The organism is Mucilaginibacter frigoritolerans (genome assembly GCF_007830615.1).
GTDB lineage: Bacteria > Bacteroidota > Bacteroidia > Sphingobacteriales > Sphingobacteriaceae > Mucilaginibacter > Mucilaginibacter frigoritolerans.
Map to the genome: position 1 here is coordinate 12714 of NZ_VLLI01000023.1, position 23321 is coordinate 36034.

At 39.8% G+C, this 23321-nt stretch carries 13 protein-coding genes and 1 pseudogene; 11 read left to right on the forward strand and 3 right to left on the reverse strand.

The genetic code is table 11. The features are described 5' to 3' along the window. The first annotated feature begins 31 nt into the window (after window positions 1-31). The 5 genes from JN11_RS23985 (at window position 32) to JN11_RS24005 (ending at window position 8010) form a co-directional block, all read left to right on the forward strand. Window positions 32-2221, forward strand: a complete 2190-nt coding sequence (locus tag JN11_RS23985; RefSeq protein ID WP_144916815.1) for an alpha-N-acetylglucosaminidase — start codon at window positions 32-34, stop codon at window positions 2219-2221. A 22-nt stretch (window positions 2222-2243) separates the two neighbouring features. Next, window positions 2244-3434 (forward strand): acyltransferase family protein, encoded by a 1191-nt coding sequence (locus tag JN11_RS23990; protein ID WP_144916818.1) that lies wholly within the window; start codon window positions 2244-2246, stop codon window positions 3432-3434. Window positions 3435-3525: 91 nt separating this feature from the next. After that, window positions 3526-4518 carry a family 43 glycosylhydrolase gene (locus JN11_RS23995; protein WP_144916819.1) on the forward strand — a complete coding sequence of 331 codons (993 nt, stop codon included), beginning with the start codon at window positions 3526-3528 and terminating at the stop codon, window positions 4516-4518. A 326-nt stretch (window positions 4519-4844) separates the two neighbouring features. Next, a complete protein-coding gene (locus tag JN11_RS24000; protein ID WP_144916821.1) occupies window positions 4845-5966 on the forward strand; it encodes a GAF domain-containing protein in 1122 nt (373 codons plus the stop codon). 214 nt (window positions 5967-6180) lie between these two features. Beyond that, the gene (locus tag JN11_RS24005) at window positions 6181-8010 is read left to right on the forward strand and encodes a tetratricopeptide repeat-containing sensor histidine kinase (RefSeq protein ID WP_170227844.1); all 1830 of its coding nucleotides are present in this window, start codon (window positions 6181-6183) and stop codon (window positions 8008-8010) included. A 211-nt stretch (window positions 8011-8221) separates the two neighbouring features. Here JN11_RS24005 and JN11_RS24010 read toward each other — a convergent pair whose 3' ends face one another. From JN11_RS24010 to JN11_RS24020, 3 genes are all read right to left on the reverse strand, one after another. Further along, window positions 8222-8737, reverse strand: coding sequence for a GNAT family N-acetyltransferase (locus tag JN11_RS24010; protein WP_144916824.1), 516 nt, complete (start codon window positions 8735-8737; stop codon window positions 8222-8224). A gap of 183 nt (window positions 8738-8920) precedes the next feature. After that, a complete protein-coding gene (locus JN11_RS24015; protein WP_211360900.1) occupies window positions 8921-9724 on the reverse strand; it encodes a transporter substrate-binding domain-containing protein in 804 nt (267 codons plus the stop codon). A gap of 406 nt (window positions 9725-10130) precedes the next feature. Then, on the reverse strand, window positions 10131-11144 hold the full coding sequence (locus tag JN11_RS24020; protein WP_144916826.1) for a zinc-dependent alcohol dehydrogenase family protein: 1014 nt from the start codon (window positions 11142-11144) through the stop codon (window positions 10131-10133). Window positions 11145-11251: 107 nt separating this feature from the next. On the opposite strand from JN11_RS24020, the gene JN11_RS24025 reads away from it, so the two are divergent. From JN11_RS24025 to JN11_RS24050, 6 genes and pseudogenes are all read left to right on the forward strand, one after another. Further along, window positions 11252-11674, forward strand: coding sequence for a winged helix-turn-helix transcriptional regulator (locus tag JN11_RS24025; RefSeq protein ID WP_144916828.1), 423 nt, complete (start codon window positions 11252-11254; stop codon window positions 11672-11674). A gap of 562 nt (window positions 11675-12236) precedes the next feature. After that, window positions 12237-15764, forward strand: coding sequence for an FtsX-like permease family protein (locus JN11_RS24030; protein WP_144916829.1), 3528 nt, complete (start codon window positions 12237-12239; stop codon window positions 15762-15764). Window positions 15765-16032: 268 nt separating this feature from the next. Next, window positions 16033-16227: a DUF2624 family protein gene (locus JN11_RS24035; protein ID WP_144916831.1), complete on the forward strand. Its 195-nt coding sequence runs from the start codon at window positions 16033-16035 to the stop codon at window positions 16225-16227. A gap of 598 nt (window positions 16228-16825) precedes the next feature. Then, window positions 16826-17530, forward strand: coding sequence for a hypothetical protein (locus tag JN11_RS24040; RefSeq protein WP_144916833.1), 705 nt, complete (start codon window positions 16826-16828; stop codon window positions 17528-17530). Between the two features lie 847 nt (window positions 17531-18377). Beyond that, complete coding sequence (locus JN11_RS24045) at window positions 18378-22208, forward strand: RHS repeat domain-containing protein (protein ID WP_144916834.1); 3831 nt, start codon at window positions 18378-18380, stop codon at window positions 22206-22208. A 66-nt stretch (window positions 22209-22274) separates the two neighbouring features. Further along, window positions 22275-23321 (forward strand): annotated as a pseudogene (locus JN11_RS24050) (hypothetical protein); the annotation flags it as partial.

A 23321-nucleotide genomic window follows, 5' to 3' on the forward strand; every position in this document is an offset into this window, starting at 1 on the left:
ATTTAAAATACCCTTTATAATAGAATAAAAAATGAATAATAAATGGTTCTTGTTCCTGCTGAGCTTTATTCCAGTGATAACCTTTGCACAAGGCGAGCTAACAACATCGTACGCGCTTATTAAACGTGTAATCCCAAAATACAGTAATAATTTTATAGTTGAAAAGCTTTCTGACAACACTGCAAAAGATGTATTTGAAGTTGAAAGCCGGAACGGTAAAATAATATTAAGAGGGAACAATGGTGTTGCTATTGCTTCAGCATTATATGATTACCTCACCGAATATTGCCACTGCCAGGTAACCTGGAACGGCACCAACTTAAATATGCCGGTTAAGCTGCCGGTAATAGTCCATAAAATACACAAAACTACGCCCTATACTTACCGCTATTACCTTAATTACTGTACCTACAACTACAGCATGAGCTGGTGGGACTGGAAACGCTGGGAAAAGGAAATTGACTGGATGGCTATGCATGGCATTAACATGCCCCTGGCCTTAACCGGACAGGAGTATACGTGGTATAAGGTTTATAAAGAAATGGGGTTTACGGATAAAGAGCTGAGTAGCTTTTTTTGCGGACCTGCTTATTTTTCGTGGTTCTGGATGGGGAATTTAGATGGTTGGGGGGGCCCACTGCCTTTAAGCTGGATGACCAGCCATCGGGACCTGCAGCAAAAAATTCTGCAGCGCGAACGGGCAATGGGAATGACACCTGTTCTACAATCCTTCACCGGGCATGTACCTGCTACCTTCAGCAACCATTTTCCCGGATCAAAACTCAAAAAAACAAATTGGAACAACGGCTTTAGTGATACCTATATTTTGGATACAAAGGATCCAATGTTTAATGAAATAGGGGCAAAGTTTTTAGCAGCACAAACTAAATTATATGGCACCGATCATTTATATTCTGCAGATACCTTTAACGAAAATGAACCGCCCACTGATGACCCTGCTTACTTATCTGAATTAAGTTTACGCGTTTACCAGGCAATGAGCAAGTACGACCCTAGGGCAACCTGGGTAATGCAGGGCTGGTTGTTCTTTAGCGACCGCAAATTCTGGAAAACGCCACAAATCAAGGCGTTGCTGCAGCCTGTGCCTGATAATCACATGATCATCCTGGATCTTGCAACTGAAATTGAACCTGTTTGGAAGCGCACTGAAGCTTACTATGGTAAACCGTGGATCTGGAATATGCTGCACAACTTCGGCGGAAACATATCGATGTTCGGGAGAATTGAAGAGGTGGCGAAAGGTCCGGCAGCTGCACTCCATTATCCAACCTCCGGCAAAATGGAGGGGATCGGTTTAACAATGGAAGGTATTGAGCAAAATCCGGTATTGTATGAGCTCATGACAAAAAATGTATGGCGTGATCAACAGGTTGATTTAGATGAATGGCTGAAGGAGTATATATTAAATCGATATGGCAGCATCAATCCGCATGCGGTAAAGGCATGGGATATTTTAAGGAGAACAGTATACAACGGTAAAGAAATCCGTGACGCGGCAGAATCAATCATTACCGGGAGACCAACGTTTGATTCGACAACCGTTTGGACAAAAACACATTTAAATTATGCCCGTAAGGACCTGATCCCCGCCTGGGATGAAATGATGGCTGCTATCCCCGCCTGCGGTAACTATGATGGTTTTAATTACGATCTGGTGGATGTTTCACGGCAAGTGGTCACCAATTATGCTGGGATATTGCAACAGAAATGGGTTAAAGCATATCAGGAAAAAAACATCGCAGATTTCAAAAAATACAGTAACCAATACATCACTCTTATTGCTGATGTAGACACTTTACTGGCAACACGAAAAGATTTTTTGTTAGGCCCCTGGCTTGCAGATGCACGTAACTGCGGCGCCACGCCGCAGGAAAAATCACTATACGAACGTAACGCAAGGGATCTGATTACTTTGTGGGGGGATGAAAACAGCCCGCTGCATGAATACTCTTGCAGGCAATGGAGCGGCTTGTTAAACGACTTTTACAAAGTACGATGGCAAAAGTTCTTTAATACTGCGACTGACGCATTAGTTGCAGATAAAAACATGGATCTGGATGGGTTTACTAAATCGATAAAAGCATGGGAGTGGCAATGGGTAATCACAGAAAAAGCGTATCCTGTTAATGCAAAAGGCAGCAGTATAGTAGTTGCTGAGCGATTGTATAAAAAATACCGACCCCTTGTTGATGCTGATTGATGTCATTTAAATAAAGATAAACATGCCTGAAAATACTTTAGCTACCGAAGCTACTGCTCAAAAATTGGCGCCGGTAAAATTACCTCGCCTGCTCTCGTTGGATGCTTTGCGTGGATTTGATATGTTTTGGATCATGAGTGGGGAGGGTATCATCCATGCACTGGCTAAAGCAACCCAATGGCCAGTTCTATTATGGATGTCCGGTCAGTTGCATCACACTGTTTGGAACGGAATCACCTTTTATGATATGATTTTTCCATTGTTTTTATTCATAGTCGGCGTATCGATGCCTTATTCCATGCACAACAAAATGGTTAAAGCAAATGTAAGTGATGCATCGGCCTTACCAGCTAAAGAAAAACAGAGAATGTACCTGTCCATGCTCCGGCGTACCATTATCTTATTGTTTTTGGGGATGGTGGTGAACGGGCTCTTGAAATTTAATGGTTACGAAAATACGCGGTTTGCCAGCGTACTCGGCCGTATAGGGCTGGCCTGGTTTTTTGCCGGTTTAATTTACCTGAACTTTAATTTAAAGGGTCAATTATTATGGTTCGCAGGTATTCTGGTAGGTTATTGGGCCGCTATGTTTTTTATTCCGGTTCCTGGATTTGGAGCAGGGGTACTAACGATGGAAGGCAGCCTTGAATCATATATAGACAGGTTGCTATTGCCCGGAAGGCTCCATGATAAGATTCACGACCCTGAAGGTGTACTCTCAACCATACCTGCAATAGGCACTGCGCTTTTAGGAGTGTTCACCGGTCAGTTTTTAAAGTTCGATTCTTTGAGATGGCCCATGTATAAAAAGGGCATTGCCTTATTTGTAGCAGGGTTGGTTTTAATAGCTTTAGGCAGCCTATGGAATCTGAACTTCCCGATTAACAAACGCTTATGGTCAAGTTCTTTTGTCCTGTTCGTTGGCGGTTGGAGCCTGGTCTTTTTGTCTCTATTTTATCTTATTATCGACGTTGCCGGCTACCGCAAATGGGCTTTCCCATTTATGCTCATTGGTGTAAATTCCATATTGATATACCTTGCTGCCGAAGGTGGGATACTGGATTTTCAGCAAACAGCGCAATTTATATTTGGTGGCTTAATTCAATATACCCCAAAAAACTGGCAACTGGTATGGTCGGCCATAGCCATTACAGTTACTCAATTGGCTTTGCTATATTTTTTATACCGAAACAAGATTTTTTTTAAAATTTAAAAAAGGCTTATTTCGATAACGACTGGACATTTAACTTTGGCTATAATCCCATCATAGATCCATGTAAAAATTCATTAGATAATCTTGTACTATGATCTTTAAAAGATTGATTCAGAAAAATTGGATGTCACTTTCCCTGATATTGCTTTGTTTACAATGCATACTTGCAATAAAAACTAAAGCACAGGTTCGTATTGGCAACCCAATACTTCCAGGATATTTCGCTGACCCAACTATTATTAAGGAAAAAGGAGTTTTCTATATTTGCGCCACGATAGACCCCTGGGGTGACAAAGAACTTGGCGTATTTACCACAAAAGACTTTGTTAAATTTGATCGGCAACATATCAACTGGCCCACTAAGCAGGTATGTACAAGTCCAAGTTCAAATACCTCAATGGTATGGGCACCATGTGTGTTAAAAGGGAAAGACAATAAGTTTTACATGTATGTTGCCGTTGGTAGTGAGCTATGGGCCGGTGTGAGCAATACACCGCTCGGACCATGGAGAAATCTTAAAGCAGATAATACGCCCCTGGTTAAATATACTGATTTTCCCCTTGTTCATAATATTGACCCCGAGTGTTTTATAGATGACGATGGACAAGCCTATCTGTATTGGGGGTCGGGGTATAACTGGGTAAACGGCCATTGCATGGCGGTAAAGCTAAAGGGAGATATGGTGACCTTTGATGGCATTCCGGTGGACGTAACTACAACTCATTATTTTGAAGCTCCGCTCATGCGTAAGTGGCATAACAAATATTACCTGATGTTTTCGAATGGGAAGGCTACCGATGCAACTTATTGTGTGGGTTATGCCGTCGGCACCTCACCGTTAGGGCCATTTATTGAAGAAAAAAACTGGAAAATATTAGAAACAAATGCCGATAGTACCACGATTGGTCCCGGACACCATACTGTTTTTCGCGAAAATGGCCAGGATTACATTTTATATCATAGAATTTTTCCTCAAAACAAAGCTTACGTATTGAGGCAACTTTGTTTGGATAGCCTCGATTTTGATAACAATGGTCATATTTTAAAAGTCAATACTAATAGGGGCGTAAAATTCAGTAAGTAGAATTGTCGCGCATGCCTTAAACACAGGAAGTATTAAATGTATCAGACATACTTCTGTGTTTTTTGGCCCAATTAAATACCTTTTAAACGGAGCACCACCTATTGGCAGAAAGCCTTTACCTGTTTTTAAAGCTGTTCACTGCCTCTTATTCAGCTACTTTAAGTGACGGAATCATTATTTAAACTTTTCTTCAAATAAATCGTAATAATTGTCTATTTTACACTAATTGTCATTGGTTTCCTATCATAATTTCAGGTAATTGATGTTTTTTTTACCATATCGGCAATTGGTTGTTTTGAAATAAGTCGTTTAAATAATTTATATTAATGAATGAAGACCTCCGCCTTCAGGTTGTAAAGCAACTGGAAAACTTAGAGTTAGAATCCAATCAGGAGTTGCAGCAAACAGTAGAATTTGCGGCAAAACTCTGCAATACTCCTGCTGCATGTATTACCTTAATGGGTAAGGATACGCATTGGATAAAAGTAAAAAAAGGAATAGATATAGCACCGCATACATCCCTTGAATTGTCCTTTTCTATACACACCATTAAACGCAATGGTTTGTTTGTTGTTAAGGATGCTCTTAAAGATGTACGCTTTAACACGCACCCTTATGTTGCAGGTAAGCCCGGTTTAAGGTTTTATGCAGGTGTACCGCTTGTTACCCATAACGGACACTGCGTAGGAACAATTGGGGTTGTTGACTATAAGCCCCATTTACTTACAAAGCAGCAGAAATTAATATTAAAAATATTAGCCAAACATGCAATCGGTGTTATGGAGCTAAAGTTAAGTCTTGAACAGTTGAATAAAAGCTTTGCTGGATTAAAACAGGAGCAGGAAAACAACCTCAAAAATGAAATCAGGCTTCGCTCCATGTTTGAAAGCTTAACTGATGCTTATTTTTTGCTGGGTAAGGAGGGGGAGATCATCGACTTTAACAGGGCAGCATATAATTTTGTAGAAGATAAATATGGTAAAAAATTAACATACGGGTACTTTTTGACCGATTATTTGAATTCTGCTTATAAAAATGTCTTTATTGAAAATTATCAAGGTGCCTTAAAAGGGAAAAGGATTCAACAGGAATTGCTGGCGGATTATGGTATTAAGGGTAAGGTATGGTGGGATTGTACTTTTGAACCAGTCAGTAATAATTGCGGAGAGATAATAGGGGTTTCTTATGTAGCACGGAACATTGATGAGCGGAAATTAAATGAGGAAAAAATCCAGGAACAGCGTCTGCGACTTCTAAAAATTGCTAAAATCCAATCGCATGATTACCGCGGACCGGTGACTACTATTCTTGGCTTATTGAACCTGATTGAGGAAGAGGATTACTTGGTTACAAAAGAATATCTGACAATGTTACAGGTAGCTGTAAAAAGGCTGGATGAAAAAATCCTTGAAGTAGTGAGCATAGTCGATTACCCTCGGGTAACTTAGGCGATTTTTTACAGATATTTTAATATTAAAATAAATACATTATTAATATTGCTTATTTAATATTAATTTAACCAGACCTAATTAACACAATACCTGTATGGGGAAACTATTACTTATGCATAAACTGTATCTTTATTTACAGTTGATTATTATATGTTGTATACTGACTTTTGCGTGCACATTCTCCTGCCAGGCACAAACTAATTATATCAAGGTGTATTTTGAGAAACTTAATGCAGCTAAGCAGGATACTGATCGGGTAAATATCTATTACTCAATTTCCAGATTCTATTGGAATAAAAATGCCGACAGCGCGCTGTTAATGGCAAATAAGTCTCTTGACCTTGCAAAAAAAAATCATTTTGAAAAAGGTATTGCACTGGCATATCTTGTAAAAGGAGTAGCCCTTGGATACAAGGGAAATTGGCCTGGGGCCCTCGACTGCCACTTACAGTGTCTGCGTATCAGTGAAAAACTGGGCATGGAAGGGTTAACCGGAAACGAGTATAATAATATAGCTGGCATGTATACCTCTTTGGAAGATTATACAAAAGCACTTTATTATAACCGGCAAGCTTATAAGATAGCTTTGAAGCAAAATGACCCTACAAACGCAGGCATATTCAGCTTGTTGGTAAACAGGGGGGAAATATTTAAATACAAAGGCCAGCCGGATTCTGCCATCGCTTATAATTCCAAGGCGCTGATTCTGGCAAAAAGAGCAAAAGAACCCAGCAGCATTGCTACTGCATTATATAATATAGGCGAAAACTACATCACCAAAAAAAACTACGCACAAGCGCAGATTTGCTTTTATGAAGCCCTTAATATTGCGCAAAAAGGAGGCGATGATGAAGACGTTGCTTACTGCCATACCGGCCTGGCACTTACCTCTTATTATACCGGCAAATATGATTCCAGTATGTTGTATGCGCAAAAAGGCCTGGAGGAAAGCAGGAAATCCGGTATTGTTGAGCTCATTCAAACGGCCTATCATGTGTTATACTTAACCCATCAAAAAACAGGTAATTATAAACAGGCACTTTATTACCGGAATCTTGAAGTTGAATTAAACGATAGTTTAAATACTGCAGAAAAACAAAAGGCCATCAGGAATATACAGTCAACCTATGATCTGGATAAAAAGCAAAGACAAATTGACTTGTTGAATAAGGATAAAATTATAAGTCAAAAAGAACTGGAAGAAATAAAATTAAAGTGGGATATTTTAACGGCCGGAGCCGTGCTTTTGCTGTTACTCGCTTTTATTCTTTTCAGAAACTACACACAAAAAAGGAGGCTTAGTGATCAATTGGCCCTGCAAAATAAAAATATATCAGAACAGAACAAACGACTGGAAGAACTGGTGCAGGTTAAGGATCGGCTGTTTTCTATTATAGGTCATGATTTGAGGGGGCCAATTCATACAATCAGCCAAATGATGGATGTGGTAAAAGAAAAAGATTTATCAGAAGAGGAAAGAGAATTTTGGATTGAGAAAATAAGCGAACATCTTACAATAACCTCACATTTGGTTGAAAACCTGTTGTATTGGGCCAAAAGTCAGATGGATGGCATCTACACCAACCCAGCCAGCTTTGATGTGCAAAAGGTAATTGAACAAAATATAATGTTGCTGAAAGCACGGGCTGCTGCAAAGAAAGTTATGGTAACGGGTACGGGGATAACCAGCTCTGGAACTGTTTACGGAGACGAAACAATGATTGATATCGTGATCAGGAATTTGGTGGAGAATGCCGTAAAGTTTTCAAAAGAAGGTGATATTGTTACCATCGGCGCTGAAAAAAAAGAATCATCAACAGTAATTATGGTAAAAGATAATGGGAAGGGTATTCCGGAAGAAGCACAGGCAAAGATATTTGACAAACTTTCGTCTTATACAACTTTTGGTACAGCCAGCGAAAAAGGAAGCGGGCTTGGCCTTTTATTGTGTAAGGAACTTGTAGAAAAAAACAATGGTACTTTATGGTTTGAAAGTAAGAAAGATATCGGAAGTTCTTTCTATTTTACAATACCATCATAAAAGGTCTGGAGGAAAGTAAAAAATAGTTGATTTTTTGTGACCCCAAAGTATATATGTCGAACTCTTTTATTGATGATGTGGAGAAAATAGTTGCGTTGAAAAATGACGGCAATAAATAAGATTTGAGTGCTGGAAAGAGCAAGAAAACTATAGTTATTAATTTGATATGCTTTCTCTGGTAAAAAAACTTGATGGCAATCTCCAATCAGATTTAACGATCAATTAATTCTATTTGAAACAAACTTACTGTTGCATTGTGATAATGGGCGGGAAGCCCCTCTGTGTTTTCAAGCTTGTACAGTCCCAAAAAGTCAAAGCCATTTTTTATATAATAGGCAATTAGTCCCGGATTATTGCCTACAGTGTCCATACGAATAAACTTTTTCTTATTAGTCAAGGCGTATTGTTTTGCCCATTCTGTAATTTGTTGTACAAGATTTTGCCCTCTAAATTCCGGATTTGTTGCAATTCGATGAATGTAAACGGCAGGATCGTCATTTCGTTGTTCCCAAATCTGGGGATCGTTAAACGTTATTGCCCAAATGCAAGCTATTCTATTGTCGATAACTATCTTCCATTGCCTTTTTTCATTGATTTCGGTTTCGATCATGCTTCTTTCAAATTCAGGCCAATGAACGATAAATTTTGCCTTCTGAAAATCGGTTGCGATTCTGTAGAGCCTAAAAATTTCATCAATATCTTCTTTTGTCGAATAATGTATTTCCATATTTTCAATACTTGATTATAGTTGTAATTTCAATCACTAACAATATATGTGATCGAAATAGCTGTTTTTCTTTGATGGAGGTCTTGGTCTGAAGGTCGGGTAAAGTGTAAAAAATGCATAAGCCAGTATAAATCTAAATTATCGCTAAGTTTGATTCTATGCCCACTTTTCTTAATGGATCTATTATTTCGTACCCTTGCCCGCTACCACACTGTCAATCTCTGTTTGTGTAATTCCGTATTTTGCCATTCGTGCACGATGATCTGCCGAGCCCAGGTACTCGTGAAGTTGTGCATTCACAGCCTGCAGGAGACCTTGATTGCTCTTGCTAAATGAGAAGGCGCCGACAGGTGCTTTTCCATCTTTGCTATTCTTAAAAGAGACTGCTTCTAGTTTTGGGTTGACATTTGCAGTGACATGGTTTCCAACCGCTGTGGCTGCGAACGCGTCAATCTTTCCCGCCAGTAATGCGGCAGCAGCCTCGGGCTGGCTATTAAACAGCACGATTTGGCTATCGCTCACACCCGCCGACTTTGCAGCATCGAACTGCACCTGACCGGGAATAAGCCCAAGCAGTGCATCGCCACGCATCACCACCGATTCATAGCTCGTCAGCGCCTTCGGATTGCCATAATGCACTACGAATCCATCGCCAAGCGACCATACTGGCACGCTGAAAGCTACATTCCTTGCACGTTCAGGCGTAACGAAAATGGGCACGTTCATATCCCAACGTGCAGCTTGCAAACCTGGTAAAAGCTCCTCGAACCTAGTGAGCTGATATTCGATGGACGTTACGCCAATTGCCCGCAGCACTACTTCGGCCAGTTCGATGTCAGCACCTTTTACAAGATGGTTTTCATCGGTCCAATAGAAAGGTGGTTCCTCGATATATGCGATTCGCACTTTCAGGTCTTTATTCCACGACGTTAAAGATAAATGTTCTGAGATTGATGAAGAACCAAGTTCTGAAATTTCTGTTTCCATTTTGCTTGCCGTTATCTTGTATACTTGTTGTATTTATAAGATATCTTTCACAATGACCGCGAACTGCTTAACCGCATTCTATGTGAATTGATTCTACAAAGTTATGAGTATTAACAAGGCAATAACAGATACAGATTATGAAAATTTAAGCATAACAGATGGGAAAGAAATAGGTAATAGCCTTTTAGGGCATTATTCCGAGTTGCCCAGCGCGGTTCGAACTCAAAAAGTGACTCTATCATGCAGAAACGGAATGTTTGAAAGATGTATAAAAACAAAAGTATATATGTCAAACTCTTTTATTTATGATGTGAAGAAAATTATAACACAGATAAATAATTGAAAGCTAAAGTGAACTTTACTATCTCAATATGCTGGCACTTATAATAACTTGCTTTTCATGTTTTTAGAATGTAAGCGAAATTTTGCCAAAATGAGCACCCTTTTGTAATGAGGATAACGCATGGCGGGCGTCATCAAAAGAATAAACTTTTTCGATAACAGGTTGGATTTTATTTACCTCAATCGCTTTATTCATCCTGGCAAACATTTCCTTTGACCCAACCTCTATACCTTGAAGCCTTATTTCTTTGGACATTATTTTTGCAGTGTTGATGTTACCATAAAATCCATCGATCAAACCAATCACGGATATAGTACCGTCTAATGAAACAACTTCGATTGAACGGTTAATATTGTCACTGCCTACAACCTCAACCACGTGATCAACACCTACGCCATTAGTGATTTCCATAACTTTATCTTCCCATTTTGGAATTGACTTATAATTAATCAGGTGCTTAACTCCCATTTTTTTCGCAAGCTCCAGCTTTTGGTCGCTGCTTGATATTAAAATTACTTCGGCGCCTATCATTAGCGCAAATTGCAAGGAAAATAAAGATATACCGCCGGTTCCTTGAATTAGAACAGTGCTTACCGGGCCTGCATTTCCTTTTTCTATTAAACCATGCCACGCGGTAAGACCGGCGCATGGCAATGTTGCAGCGGCGGCATCACTTAAGAACGAGGGTACCTTTATTACGGCGCTTTCTTCAAATACTACATACTCTTGCAATACTCCATCATGTGCTTTCCCTCCCAATGAGTTGACCGTCTTTTCAGGAGTTAGTTTTCCTTCTATCCAATTTGGCAAAAATAACCCTGCTACCCGGTCACCAACAACGAGTGTTGTTACTTCATTACCAACTTCTGCAATAATGCCAACTCCGTCTGAAACAGGTACTCTACCTACTGGAGGTTTCCAGTTATCAATCCCGTTTACCACGAGCAGGTCCCTGTAATTCAAAGATACGGCTCGCATTTTTACCAATATCTGGCGGGGCGATAGTTTGGGATGATCTCTTTCAATAAGCGCTAAGCTATCTATACTATAATTATCAGTTACTTCAAATGCTTTCATTTTCTTACACTTTAAAAAATCCTATTTTTACAAGGGTAAAAGTAAAGGTTAATCGTAGTTCAACTGTGGCTTATTGCCCGTTGTTAGCTACTCATAAATAAAGGAGTATGAGCATAAGAAAAAGTAATTCCACGAATACATTAAATGAATTTTATCTTGATGATCGTTGTACCTTAAATAAAGTATTACGGATAATTGGCAAAAGATGGGTGTCAGAAGTTTTGGTGTTGATTAAGCAGGACGTTTCCCGGTTTTCCCAGCTTAAAGAATGTCTGAACGGCATTTCCGACAACGTTTTATCCAATGTCTTAAATCAACTCGTAAAAACTCAATTAATTACAAAAGAAATTTTTAACGAAGTTCCTCTAAGGGTAGAATACTCTGTTTCATCCAGCGGATTGGAACTAGTCAATGTAATGCATGACCTTTGCAGCTGGGGCAAAAATCATATTCCCTACGAAGTCCGGATATTGCCAACATACGGGAAGAATACCCAATCTTTGATGTTGGATAAAGATTCGAACTCATAAATACTTTAAATTAGAAATTTATAAGGTTAATTAAACTTGTTAAAAAACAAAAAACCGCCTAAAATATCGTTTTAGGCGGTTTTTAAATTCTGTGACCCCAAAGGTACAGATGTCGAACTCTTTTATTGAGGATTGCAAAAGGATTGTGGCATTAAAAGAGAAAAAATAAATATACTTCGATGTTTTTTGTAGCCCACAAGGGAGATTTTTGCAACAATTGATGTTTTTTTAGAGATTATAGTGCCAATTCTTGTTGACTCTTATTAACCTAGAATTTGAGACGACATCGAAAGCAATTCGCATATCAAATTATTAGGTTTGATTCCTGCTTTCGCTACCAAGTAAGTTAGAAGCCTCAAGTCGAAAGTCTTGAGGCTTTTTTTATTCTGCATCGCCGTTTTTTACTATTTAACAAGTTCAGAAAGTCACTACCTTTAATACTATTTCAAAACCGGACATTCCTACGTTCGGTTTTGGTACACTATATGTTCAACCTTACCGTTAACTTTTTATCTGTCAATATTTTATAGATTTGGAACAGCGATTGATCTAATTAATTCAATTGAATACATACACTTTCCATATCAATCCTTACGACCTGGCTTTCCTTGGCGTGATATTTACCGGGCTGAATTTTGCCTTGTTGTTAGCATTCACCAAAAGGATCGGCCGCTCCGCAAACAGGCTTCTTGCTTTGGCCCTGGTTGTGATGGTTTTGTGGGTTGTCCGTATTTCAGCTATTGATATCCGGTTGCCACTGCAATTTTCATTGGCGCTTGGTCCACTGATCTATTTTTATGTACTAAAATTAACGAGGCCGCAATATAAATTCAGCCGAAAGGATTTACTGCACTTCATCCCGGTGCTATTGGAGCAAATCACACTGCTGAACCCGGTATTGCCGTTCCTGGCTTTTATTTCGGTAATTGCCTACCTGTATTGTTCTCACAGGCTGATAGAACGTTTTTACAGGCGGCTAAAATTTAACGGTGGCGACCGTTACCGGTATGAATTGCGTTGGCTGCATAAATTACTGGCAGGTTTTGGCCTGCTATGGCTGCTGTGGATACCTTATACCGCTATAGATTATTTTTATTACCCTCATCAATTAAATGTACAGGCTTATTATCCTTTTTATCTCTGCGCGGCAGTGATGTTGATATGGATAGCTGTCGCAGCCTATTTAAGGCCGGGAGTTAGTATGCAGCCAGGCACGGCACTCGTCTTAAAACCATTGCTGTCAACTGAGCTGAAACAAAAAGGTATTTGGCTGAAGAAAGTTGTTAAAGAGAACCACCATTATGAGGACCCCGAACTCAGTTTAAACTCATTGGCTGAAAAGCTTGAATTGACTACCCACGAGTTGTCCCGGATACTCAATACCGTCCTGAAAAAAAGCTTCAATGATTTCATTAATGAATACCGCGTTGCAGATGTAGCCATGAGAATGCAGGATCCTGCTTATGATCATTTAACGCTGATGGGCATCGCCTATGATTCGGGCTTCAACTCAAAAAGCGCCTTTCACCGTATCTTTAAAGAAAGAACAGGTAAAAGCCCCGCGGAATATAAAGCCGATGTGAAAAAAGAACTCCCATCTTATAACTTAGGACAACAGCTCCGGTTTGCGACGGTAATTTCGTACCATGAAACCACACTGAAGTGGTCTCCTGAGAAATTAAACCGCAATATAATGTTTAGAAATTATTTCAAGATTGCCTGGCGTAATTTGGTACGCCAAAGGCTTTTCAGTCTGATCAACATATCTGGCCTGGCCGTCGGATTAGCTGTTTGTATGCTGATTATGATCTATGTAGCGCATGAACATAGCTATGACCGTTTCCACAAAAATGCCGACAGGATAGTCAAACCCTACGGCCAGGTAAAGATGGGCGGTAACACATTTGGTATCGACCAGATGAGTTACGTATCCGGGCCAATCATCAAACAATCATTGCCGGTAGTGGAGGATTATATGCGCACTACACGTTACTTCACATCAGTGGTGCTGGTGAGTAATCCATCGCGGCCTGTCCAGAAATTTCCCGAAGATAAATTGCTGTTTGCCGATGCAGGCTTTTTCAATTTCTTTTCTTTCAAATTGTTAGCAGGGCAGCCTGCACAGGTACTGGCTAAGCCATTTTCCGTGGTCATATCGCAGGATATGGCCAAAAAATACTTTGGTGATGAGAACGCGGTAGGAAAAACATTGACCATCAAAACCGATAGCGCCTATACTTACCAGATAACCGGCATTGCCGAAAATTGCCCATCCAATTCGTCCATTGCATATAATTTTGTTGCATCCAATTCAGGTTTTGTAACAACCAAAGGGGCCAAAGATTACCTTGGCAATCAACAATTGGGTGGTGGTACTTTTGATGTTTTCTTATTATTAAGGCATCGTTCTGATACTACCGCCTTGACAACAGGCCTGCGGTCACTTTATACCTATACCAATAAAAACCCTAAAGCTCAAATTGATTTTTCTCTTTTACCCCTGGCAGACCAGCATCTGAAAAGATCAAGGAATGATGCTAACCTAAAATATCTCACTATATTCCCATTAGTTGCCTTACTGATCTTACTGCTTGCCCTGGTCAATTATATGAGCCTGTCAACCGCAAGGGCTACGCTGCGGGCAAAAGAGATAGGCGTACGTAAAATATCCGGCGCCAGCCGCAAAAGTGTTGCACTGCAATTCTATATCGAATCTGCTGTTTATGCGACCATATCTTTCCTGTTAGGGTACGCGCTTTGTTATTTATTTAAACCGGTATTTTTTAATGTCCTTCAGTTGAAAATAGATAATTCATTCCTTTATAACCCCCTGATCCTGTCCCTGCTATTCGGATTGTTACTGGTTACTATCGTAGTCTCGGGCAGCTATCCATCACTGGTGTTGTCAGCCTTTAAACCTGTTGTCACGCTTAAAGGAAAAATGGGCAAACAATCAGGCGGCGTTTTGATCCGGAAAATATTTACGACGCTGCAATTCTCAATATCTGTTGCGCTGATCATTTGCGGAATAGTAATAGACCGGCAGCTTTATTTTTTCAGGCATGCGGATACAGGTGTCGATCGGGACAACGTGGTTATGATCCCGGTCAGCGGTTCTTTTAAAAATTACCCCAGCTTTAACCATGACGTCAGGACATTGGCAGGCATAGGCGCAGTGTCAACATCGCGATATGGTATGTTCAGTTATTATGATATGATCGGAATGCCGGGTAAAACCAAAGATGAAACAGTAATGCTCCCTTCTCTTGATGTTGACCAGGGTTTCTTTCAGCTGGCAGGGCTTAAATGGAAGTATCCGCCGCTGCCTCATGACAACCTGGGCACCGGAAATAAGATCGTACTTAACGAATTGGCGGTTGAGAAATTGCATTTAGCCGCGAACCCTGTGGGCAGCTACGTTAATCCTGGTTCAAAGACCATTGTGGTTGGTGTGGTTAAAAATTTCAATTTCGGATCTCTCGAAGATCCCATTCAGCCGCTCGGCCTTTGGGTGCTTTCCGACACCGCAAAACTTTGGAAAACCCAGGGAGGATGTTTCCTTTTTGCGAAAATAAAACCGCATACAAATCTCCCAACATTGCTCGGTGCAATACAAAAAATATATAAAAGGTATGATGCTGAAACGCCATTCGATTACACTTTTATGGATGACGCTTTTAATGCGCAATATAAAGCCGAAGACCGGCTGGCCTCCATATTCAGCATCTTTACGGTCATCACCATCGTACTGGCAGGGATGGGGCTATTCGGGCTGGCAGCGTTTACTATAGAGCAGCGCACTAAGGAGATTGGCATAAGAAAAGTACTCGGGGCAAGTATATCGTCGATTAACGGTATGCTTTCAAAGGATTTCTTAAAGCTGGTATTACTTTCCATTCTCATCGCTTCGCCCATTGCCTGGTACGTGATGCATGACTGGCTGCAGGGATTTGCTTACCGCATCAACATACAATGGTGGATGTTTGCCGGGGCAGGATTGCTTGCTGTCATCGTGGCGGTTATTACAATCAGCTATCATGCGATAAAAGCGGCGGTAGTAAACCCGGTGAATAGTTTACGGTCAGAGTGATTTACAATCGCATGGCGCAAATTGCTGTGCAACGAAAACTATGCTCTAACCAAATGCCCCCAGGCAATCAAAGCGGCGCGGACACAGCATGTCGACAGTAGACAAGTAACTGGCTTGGGCAGCCTGCCAAAAAGAACCTGGATCTGTAAGCGCGTGATCTGAGATTTAGTTGAAACACGAATGTGGTGTGTTCCGGGGTGAGATACGGAACGCATTTTTATGCCATGTTCAGGTTAGTAAATGTATTTACATCCAAAGAGGGTATGGAATGGAACAAAATAAAAAATCAGTAACACCTGATAGAGCCGTTAAAATATTAGCAAAGTACAATGTCAAGGTAACTTCGGAGCAAGCAGAGAAAATCTTAGAGTTCATGAATAAGTTAGCACAGATAGCCGTAGATGTATATGTTGATAATCCATGTAAAAGCGACATCAACGATATCGAACACCCAATAAAATGAATAATTCCAATATTTTGCATTGACAGTCAGTCAATTACATTAAATGAAAATTGTAATTATATTCGATCTTATGAACGTGTCCTACATAGTCACCCTAACGAGGATCGAACTCAAAAAGTGCTTTAATTGCACCGAAACGCAATATTGAAAATTGCCTAAAAAACAAAAACCGCATCTATTTACAACAGATGCGGTTTTTATAATAATTGTGACCCTTAGACCACAATTTTCGAACTCTTTTATCGACCATTTAAAGTTATTGGCTTCAATATAATTGACAATATCAAAAAAAAATTATACACAGTCGGATGCTATTTATATATAATTGAACTCATTACTGGTCGAAGGTACTATCATCCAAATCATAATATAGCAATTATCCAGATTGTGCCTAAAAATCAAAAAGCATAAATCTTTCGACTTGAGGCTTTTTGATTTGATACCGACATGGAAAATCCATAAACATTAAAAGTTACCCCGGCAATTGAAGCAGGGTTAACTAAGCGTGTTATGACAATCGAAGAAATTGTAAGACTTGCAGATTGATTTAACCCAACTTATTTATACATTTAAGGCTACCTAACCAGTCGTCCTTTTTATGTTAACCCTCGAAATAGTTTTAACCTTAATATTAGCAATATATATTGCTTTTTCTACTAAAAAATGGAAACATGCTACACCAGTTCAAAAGTTTTTTACAGTATTGGCGAGTCTTTTAGCAATAGTGATTGCCATCAATGCCATCCAAAAAGAACGAAAGGCTGATTTTATTGACAAGGTTTATGCAACTATTGGTGATTTAAATGACCTTGATGGCGCTGAAATACCTAAAATAAGATTGGGGAATTCACTATCGTTTTTCACTACAAATACCTACGAATCATTAACCCTTCCAATAAGCAACGGTTCATTTCAAATATACCTAAAGAACAAAAGAATAGTTGTTAATGCTATTTTAAGGGATATTGATGGGAAGATAATCGGAGCGGTTTTAAATAATGAATGGAGAATGTTTGATACTGAAAATTTTGATTACAATAATGATGATACCGGGTTTGAAGTTATATCAAAATTTGACCGAAAGGTTTATTATCAAGCCGACTATAAAAATGGCGCAGTTAACTTATTTGGGCTATTTGTTAATGAAAACGGGTTTGGTGGATATGTTTTCGGAGATGAGGGCAAAAACGGAGAAACAATATTCATGAAAGGTGTTAAATTTAAAAATATAAATATTCCTTATGTTCCGCATTTGTTCTTATATCCAAGAGACGTACATCCTGGGGAGAGAATTAAAAGTTAGCTTTTTTATTTTGCTTGTTATTGAAAAGCAAAACAACAATTGTAAGTAAGGCTAATTTTATCATAATTTATTTTTAAACCGAGACAATACCCAAAAAAGTGTCAAAAACATTGGGGTTAAACTTAATAAAATCGATTTATGTAAAAAATAACACCGCTTAAATGAGCGGTGTTTTTAGCTGCCTATTTAATAAAAAAGTGCTTAATCAATCGCACAATTGCATTGTAGGCAACCTGTAAAAGAACAAGGGTAATGATGGCTCCAAAGATAAATTGCAGTATGTTTTCATACTTTCGATTTCGGACAGGCATGGCAATAAGGATTAATGAATGGAACTATTGTTTTCATTCATTGTATCCAAATTGAAGAGGGTAGGGTAGTGAAGTATTTTTTAGAATATTTATTATTTTATATCGAAATAGCTCGCGACAATATAAGGCACCGAGAAAGCAAGGAATTGTATTTAAATATTTGTTTTTATCAATGTTGTTTTTTATTCTTGTAATGTTGTCACGATATTATTTTATATAACTAATAACCTTACCATAAATGCCCCAATCTAAAACAGCAAATCGCAATTATCGAATCAGAAAGGTTACTCAATGGTAATTTTTGACCTCATGTCCACATTGACTTTATTTATTTTAACCTAACCGTTTCTCTTTTTTAGCTAAAATTTATGTGCGGTAATTGCTGCCTCAAAATATAATGGACATACGGTTTATTATGTTTATCGATATGACCTTAAAGCCTATCCTTGCAAATCAAATTAACCCCTTATTTTTCAGCGAACATTTATACTTTTTAATTCCCTAATAACTTTATCTGATTAAACCCCATTTACACAATGAAAAAAAGTCATTCAAGGCTGTTATTTTTCCTGAGTTTTATATGCTTTTGTCAAATAGCTAGTGCACAAAACGCAACCGCTCCTAATGCATACCTTACTAACTTTGTAACTCCGGCACCGAACGCAGCATCATTAGGGAAATATGCAGATTACCCGGTAAGTTATTATACCGGCGTGCCGCAAATATCGGTGCCTATTTATAACTTAAAAGATGGTGGCATCAGTTTACCTATATCATTGAGCTACCACGCCAGTGGTATTCATGTGTCAGAACTGGCATCTTGGATCGGCCTTGGATGGGCTTTAAATGCAGGGGGAGTGATTATTCGTACAGTACGCGGCAATCCTGATGAAGGGGTGGGAAATCCTTCCGGTACTGGAGTCAACGGGTATTATTCTTCAAATGGATTAAGCAATCTGCCTCTTCTGCCTTATTCTGTAAACGGCCAATCATCTGATCCTAGCAATTTTTTTTATGGCCAGATTACCCCGGCAATCATGGGGGGGCATACTGATTGTGAACCGGATTTATATACGTTTAATTTTAACGGACATGTAGGAAAGTTTGTATTTGATGAGAACCGCACAGTAAGAATGCTTGAAGATAATGACCTGGTTGTTAAAGTAAGCTATAGCTCGACTGGTGTCGCCCGCTCTCCTGCCTCGGCAAACTTTAGTGCCTGGGAGATTATTACACCCGATGGCATTGAGTATTACTTCGGCGAGAACAATACTTACGAGCAAACTTTTCCATCTTCAACCGTTTCCGGATCCGATATTTACAATGGATATGCACCATCTAGCTGGTATTTAACCCGGATTGTGAACCCTAATACAAAAGATACGGCGACTTTTAATTATGTACCGGAAACCTATGCTTATAAGGATTTGGGACCTGAAAGTACTTACTATACAAATGGCAATCCATGCGATAATAGTACAATAAATGGAGGAACGGAAAATCCGGGCATCCATAACTTAATAACAACTACTATATATGGACAAAGATTATCAAGTATAGTTACAAAGAACTATACCATTAATTTTATCGCAAAAAACGCAAGAGCAGATTTATTGAATATGAGTGGGAGCAGTACGGTCGCTCCAAATTCATTTAGCTTAGATTCTATAAAGATTAATAGCAATACTAATAATGTCTGTCTAAAACAGTTTACATTAAATCATACTTATTTCCAGTCAACAACTGCCACATCTGTTGGAATAACTAATAATTTAAATTATTATGGCACTTCAAATGCGGATGCAACAGACACCAAACGGCTAAAATTGGCCTCCGTTCAGGAATTTTCAGGCGATGGCACATTAAATAAGCCTCCGTATGTATTCACTTACCAGGAAAGCTACTTGAATTATCCAGGATTTCAGCTACCTCGCCGGTTAAGCTACGATCAGGATCATTGGGGATTTTCCAATAACGCAGCAGGTAGCAATAATAACTATTTTACTCCTGCTGTTTTTAATACGACTGCTTGTGGCAGCTTTAGTAGTGCTGGCGCTTACCGGCATCCGGTATGGCCGGATATGTTGGCCTTTACATTAACGAATATACAAGATCCCTTGGGAGTTACGACAACCTTTACCTATGGGCCTCATAGTGCAAGTAACGGCATGGACCCGGAGGTAAACCCAATGGTGTCAGATACCTTGGTAGGAGGCCTGAGGATCTTACAAATCAAGACCCAGGACAATGTAACCAGCAATGTGCAGGTAAGATCATTTAGTTATAGTGGCGGTAGTATTTTTAATATACCGCAGTATTTGTATCAGCTTGCTAATGAGTATTACTCTTATCAATTAGCCACCGGAGGTTTGGAAACTCAGCAAGGCGGGTATGTTGGTCAGTTTGGATTTATTAATGTGCCGGTATTTGTGAAGCAATCGCAAGGAATTGTACCTATGCAAGATGAACAGGGAAATTATGTTACCTATCAGTATGTTAAGGAATCATTCGGAGCGGAAGGAGAGAACGGTTATAAAAAATACCAGTTTTCAGCTTATTTGTCTCCATATGATATAACCTCCCGTTTAGGGGTTGGTCTATATCAGGAACAGAATTATATTGATGGAGTTTACGGAATTTATGGAAGCGGACATTTCAACGATATTGCACCAGAAACTTTACCCTACGCTGGTTATACCGCGTCTGCAAATTGTTATCCATTTACGCCACAACAGGTAGATTTAACAGGAGGGAGACTTTTAGAAGAAGATACATATGACGCATCGAATAATCATTTGGAAAGCACTACTTATGCTTACTCAACCACGTATCACGAAAATTACCAGATCAGGGGATTAAAGGTATATAACTATCTCCCTGGAGCCGCGTCTTATCCTGCCTCCAGCGGTTTAAATGCATTGTCATTTTATAAGTTACGTACCGGCATTTCGCATTTAACATCTACTACAAGGAAAACGTTTACGGGTACTAGCTTTGTAAGTGAGACAACGAATTATGGCTATGAAAGTCCCAACCATACCTTACAAACCAGCGATACAACTGTAAACAGTAATGGTGACGTACTGATCAATAAAAACTATTACTCTTTTGACTATACGGATGGTTCAGGAGCTAACATCATGGCTAAAATGAAGGCCAGAAATTTATTGGAACCCGTTAGTACCTATTCATGGAAAAATAACACGCTAATTGCCGGGAAATATATCCAATATCAGGATTTTGCAAACAGCAGTCAAGATACTTTAATTAATCCGGTAAACATTAACGCGTTGGAAACCGCTATTCCGTTAACACCTACGCAGGCTAGCTTAAGTCAAGTATGGACGCCAACTCAGGTAAATATATTACCTAACGCATATTTAAAGCCTAGGGTTAATTTTAATTACGACGGTGTCACTGCTAAACCTGTAAACGAACAATTAACAGGTGGAAGTAATATTTCTTACCAGTGGGGTTATAAGAACACCTACCCGGTGGCTAAAGTATTAAACGCAGCCAGTACCGGCGTGAAAGAATATTATTATGAAGGTTTTGAAGACAACGCAACGGCTGTAACCGGCACAGGACATACAGGCACGAAGTATTATAGTGGAGCAACTTACCTGGTTAACTGGACGCTGCCTAATGCTAGATCGTACAGGATTTGCTACTGGTATCTAAGTAACAATGTTTGGACATACCAGTCCGAACAGCCTTATACCGGACCATCAATGACCTTAAGTGCAACTGGCGCTGTAGCCTATGATGACATTAGGATTCATCCGTCAGACGCACAAATGACCACCTACACTTATGACTTAGTAGGTAATATGACCAGTTCGACTGATGCCAAAAATGAAACTACTTATTATGACTATGATGCGCTCCAGCGATTATCGGATATAAAAGATCAATACGGCAATATCATCAAAAGTTATTGTTACAACTATGCAGGACAGACATATGGATGCAATGTAGGAGGAGTCAACTCTTTCGCTCAGCCCTATGTGCAAATGACTATTGGAGGGAGTTATATTACCGCCGATCCGAATGGTGACCCGATAACGAATAATACCTATACGTTTAAAACCTTTTCGGATGTAGCATGTACGATTCCCTATACTTTGCAAACGGCGATTACGATTAACTTTCAGGTTAATTCGACGACTTACTACAATGCTTCCGGGGAGACGATTGTAACGAACACTCCTTTGATTATTAATATAGGTGCGGGAGCCAATCAGGCAACTACAGGGTCAATATTGGTGAATGGTTGTACCGGGACATCGGAAAAGGGCAACTGTACAACTGCAACAGTAGTTTTACAATCGGGAACGGGCTATTTATTAGGAACGAGTGCTAACTAATGTTCAGCCGGATATCAAACCAGTTTTCAACAACAGAATTTGCAAACCAGCTTATCACATATATAAATGAATAAGACCAAGTTATTAATTATAACGGTGTCAGTATTGCTGTCACTTCAGGGCTTCAGCCAGTTACCTGCTATATCATACGGCAACAATACCTTCTCCTTTACAACGGGCTTGCCCGTTGGCCCAATCTTTCCAACCAATACTGGTGGTGCACCCTATGCCTATGGCCAGACGCTCACCTTTGTAGGTAGCATGACGGGAACCCAGGGAAGTTCCAACGGGACTGGAACAAATGCTACGTTTTTTCGGCCCTTCAGCCTGCTTCCGGATCAGTTAGGAAATTTTTATTTGTCAGATGGTGGCAATAACAGGATCCGATTCATCAGTGCTGCCGGGGTAGTGACCACGCTAGCCACTAATGTTGGTACTAGCACGGAATTGAATTATCCTACAGGCTTGTCAAAGGATGTCAGCGGGAATCTGTATGTGGCTGAGAATTACGGCAACAGCATATCCATGGTTACCGCTTCAGGAGTAGTAAGCCGACTAGCTGGTAATGGCACTAAAGGATACGTTGATGGCCCTGCTGCTAATGCAGAATTTAATTTCCCAATAGGCACAGCAGTAGACGCTTCAGGAAACATATATGTGAGCGACTGGGGTAACCATGTGATCCGAAAAATTACGCCATCAGGAACAGTAAGTACGTTTGCAGGAAATGGTACAGCAGGCTATGTAAATGGCGCAAGTACCACAGCGGAGTTTGATCATCCATCGGGACTGATCTTTGATTCGGCGGGTAATCTATATGTGGCAGATGAATATAACCAGGTAATCCGCAAGATCACGCCAGCCGGGGTAGTGAGTACCCTATCTGGAAGCGGTAATGAAGGTTATCTGAACGGAACATCAGCTAATGCGGATTTTTTCTTTCCGGCGGATGTTGCTCTTGATGGAGCAGGAAACTTTTATGTAGCCGAGTATGGTAACCGGGATATCCGGAAGATCGGCACGGACGGAACGGTGAGTCTCCTTGCCGGGACACCCAGAACAGCAGGCTTAACAGACGGAGTGGGTGCAGCGGCCAGTTTTAACATAATAGAG

What these genes read in the sequence shown, in the direction of transcription:
- JN11_RS24045 (WP_144916834.1), top strand. Translation starts at nt 18,378, where the DNA reads ATGAAAAAAAGTCATTCAAGGCTGTTATTTTTCCTGAGTTTTATATGC.
- JN11_RS24025 (WP_144916828.1), top strand. Translation starts at nt 11,252, where the DNA reads ATGAGCATAAGAAAAAGTAATTCCACGAATACATTAAATGAATTTTAT.
- JN11_RS23985 (WP_144916815.1), top strand. Translation starts at nt 32, where the DNA reads ATGAATAATAAATGGTTCTTGTTCCTGCTGAGCTTTATTCCAGTGATA.
- JN11_RS23990 (WP_144916818.1), top strand. Translation starts at nt 2,244, where the DNA reads ATGCCTGAAAATACTTTAGCTACCGAAGCTACTGCTCAAAAATTGGCG.
- JN11_RS23995 (WP_144916819.1), top strand. Translation starts at nt 3,526, where the DNA reads ATGATCTTTAAAAGATTGATTCAGAAAAATTGGATGTCACTTTCCCTG.
- JN11_RS24020 (WP_144916826.1), bottom strand. Translation starts at nt 11,144, where the DNA reads ATGAAAGCATTTGAAGTAACTGATAATTATAGTATAGATAGCTTAGCG.
- JN11_RS24040 (WP_144916833.1), top strand. Translation starts at nt 16,826, where the DNA reads ATGTTAACCCTCGAAATAGTTTTAACCTTAATATTAGCAATATATATT.
- JN11_RS24015 (WP_211360900.1), bottom strand. Translation starts at nt 9,724, where the DNA reads ATGGAAACAGAAATTTCAGAACTTGGTTCTTCATCAATCTCAGAACAT.
- JN11_RS24035 (WP_144916831.1), top strand. Translation starts at nt 16,033, where the DNA reads ATGGAACAAAATAAAAAATCAGTAACACCTGATAGAGCCGTTAAAATA.
- JN11_RS24000 (WP_144916821.1), top strand. Translation starts at nt 4,845, where the DNA reads ATGAATGAAGACCTCCGCCTTCAGGTTGTAAAGCAACTGGAAAACTTA.
- JN11_RS24010 (WP_144916824.1), bottom strand. Translation starts at nt 8,737, where the DNA reads ATGGAAATACATTATTCGACAAAAGAAGATATTGATGAAATTTTTAGG.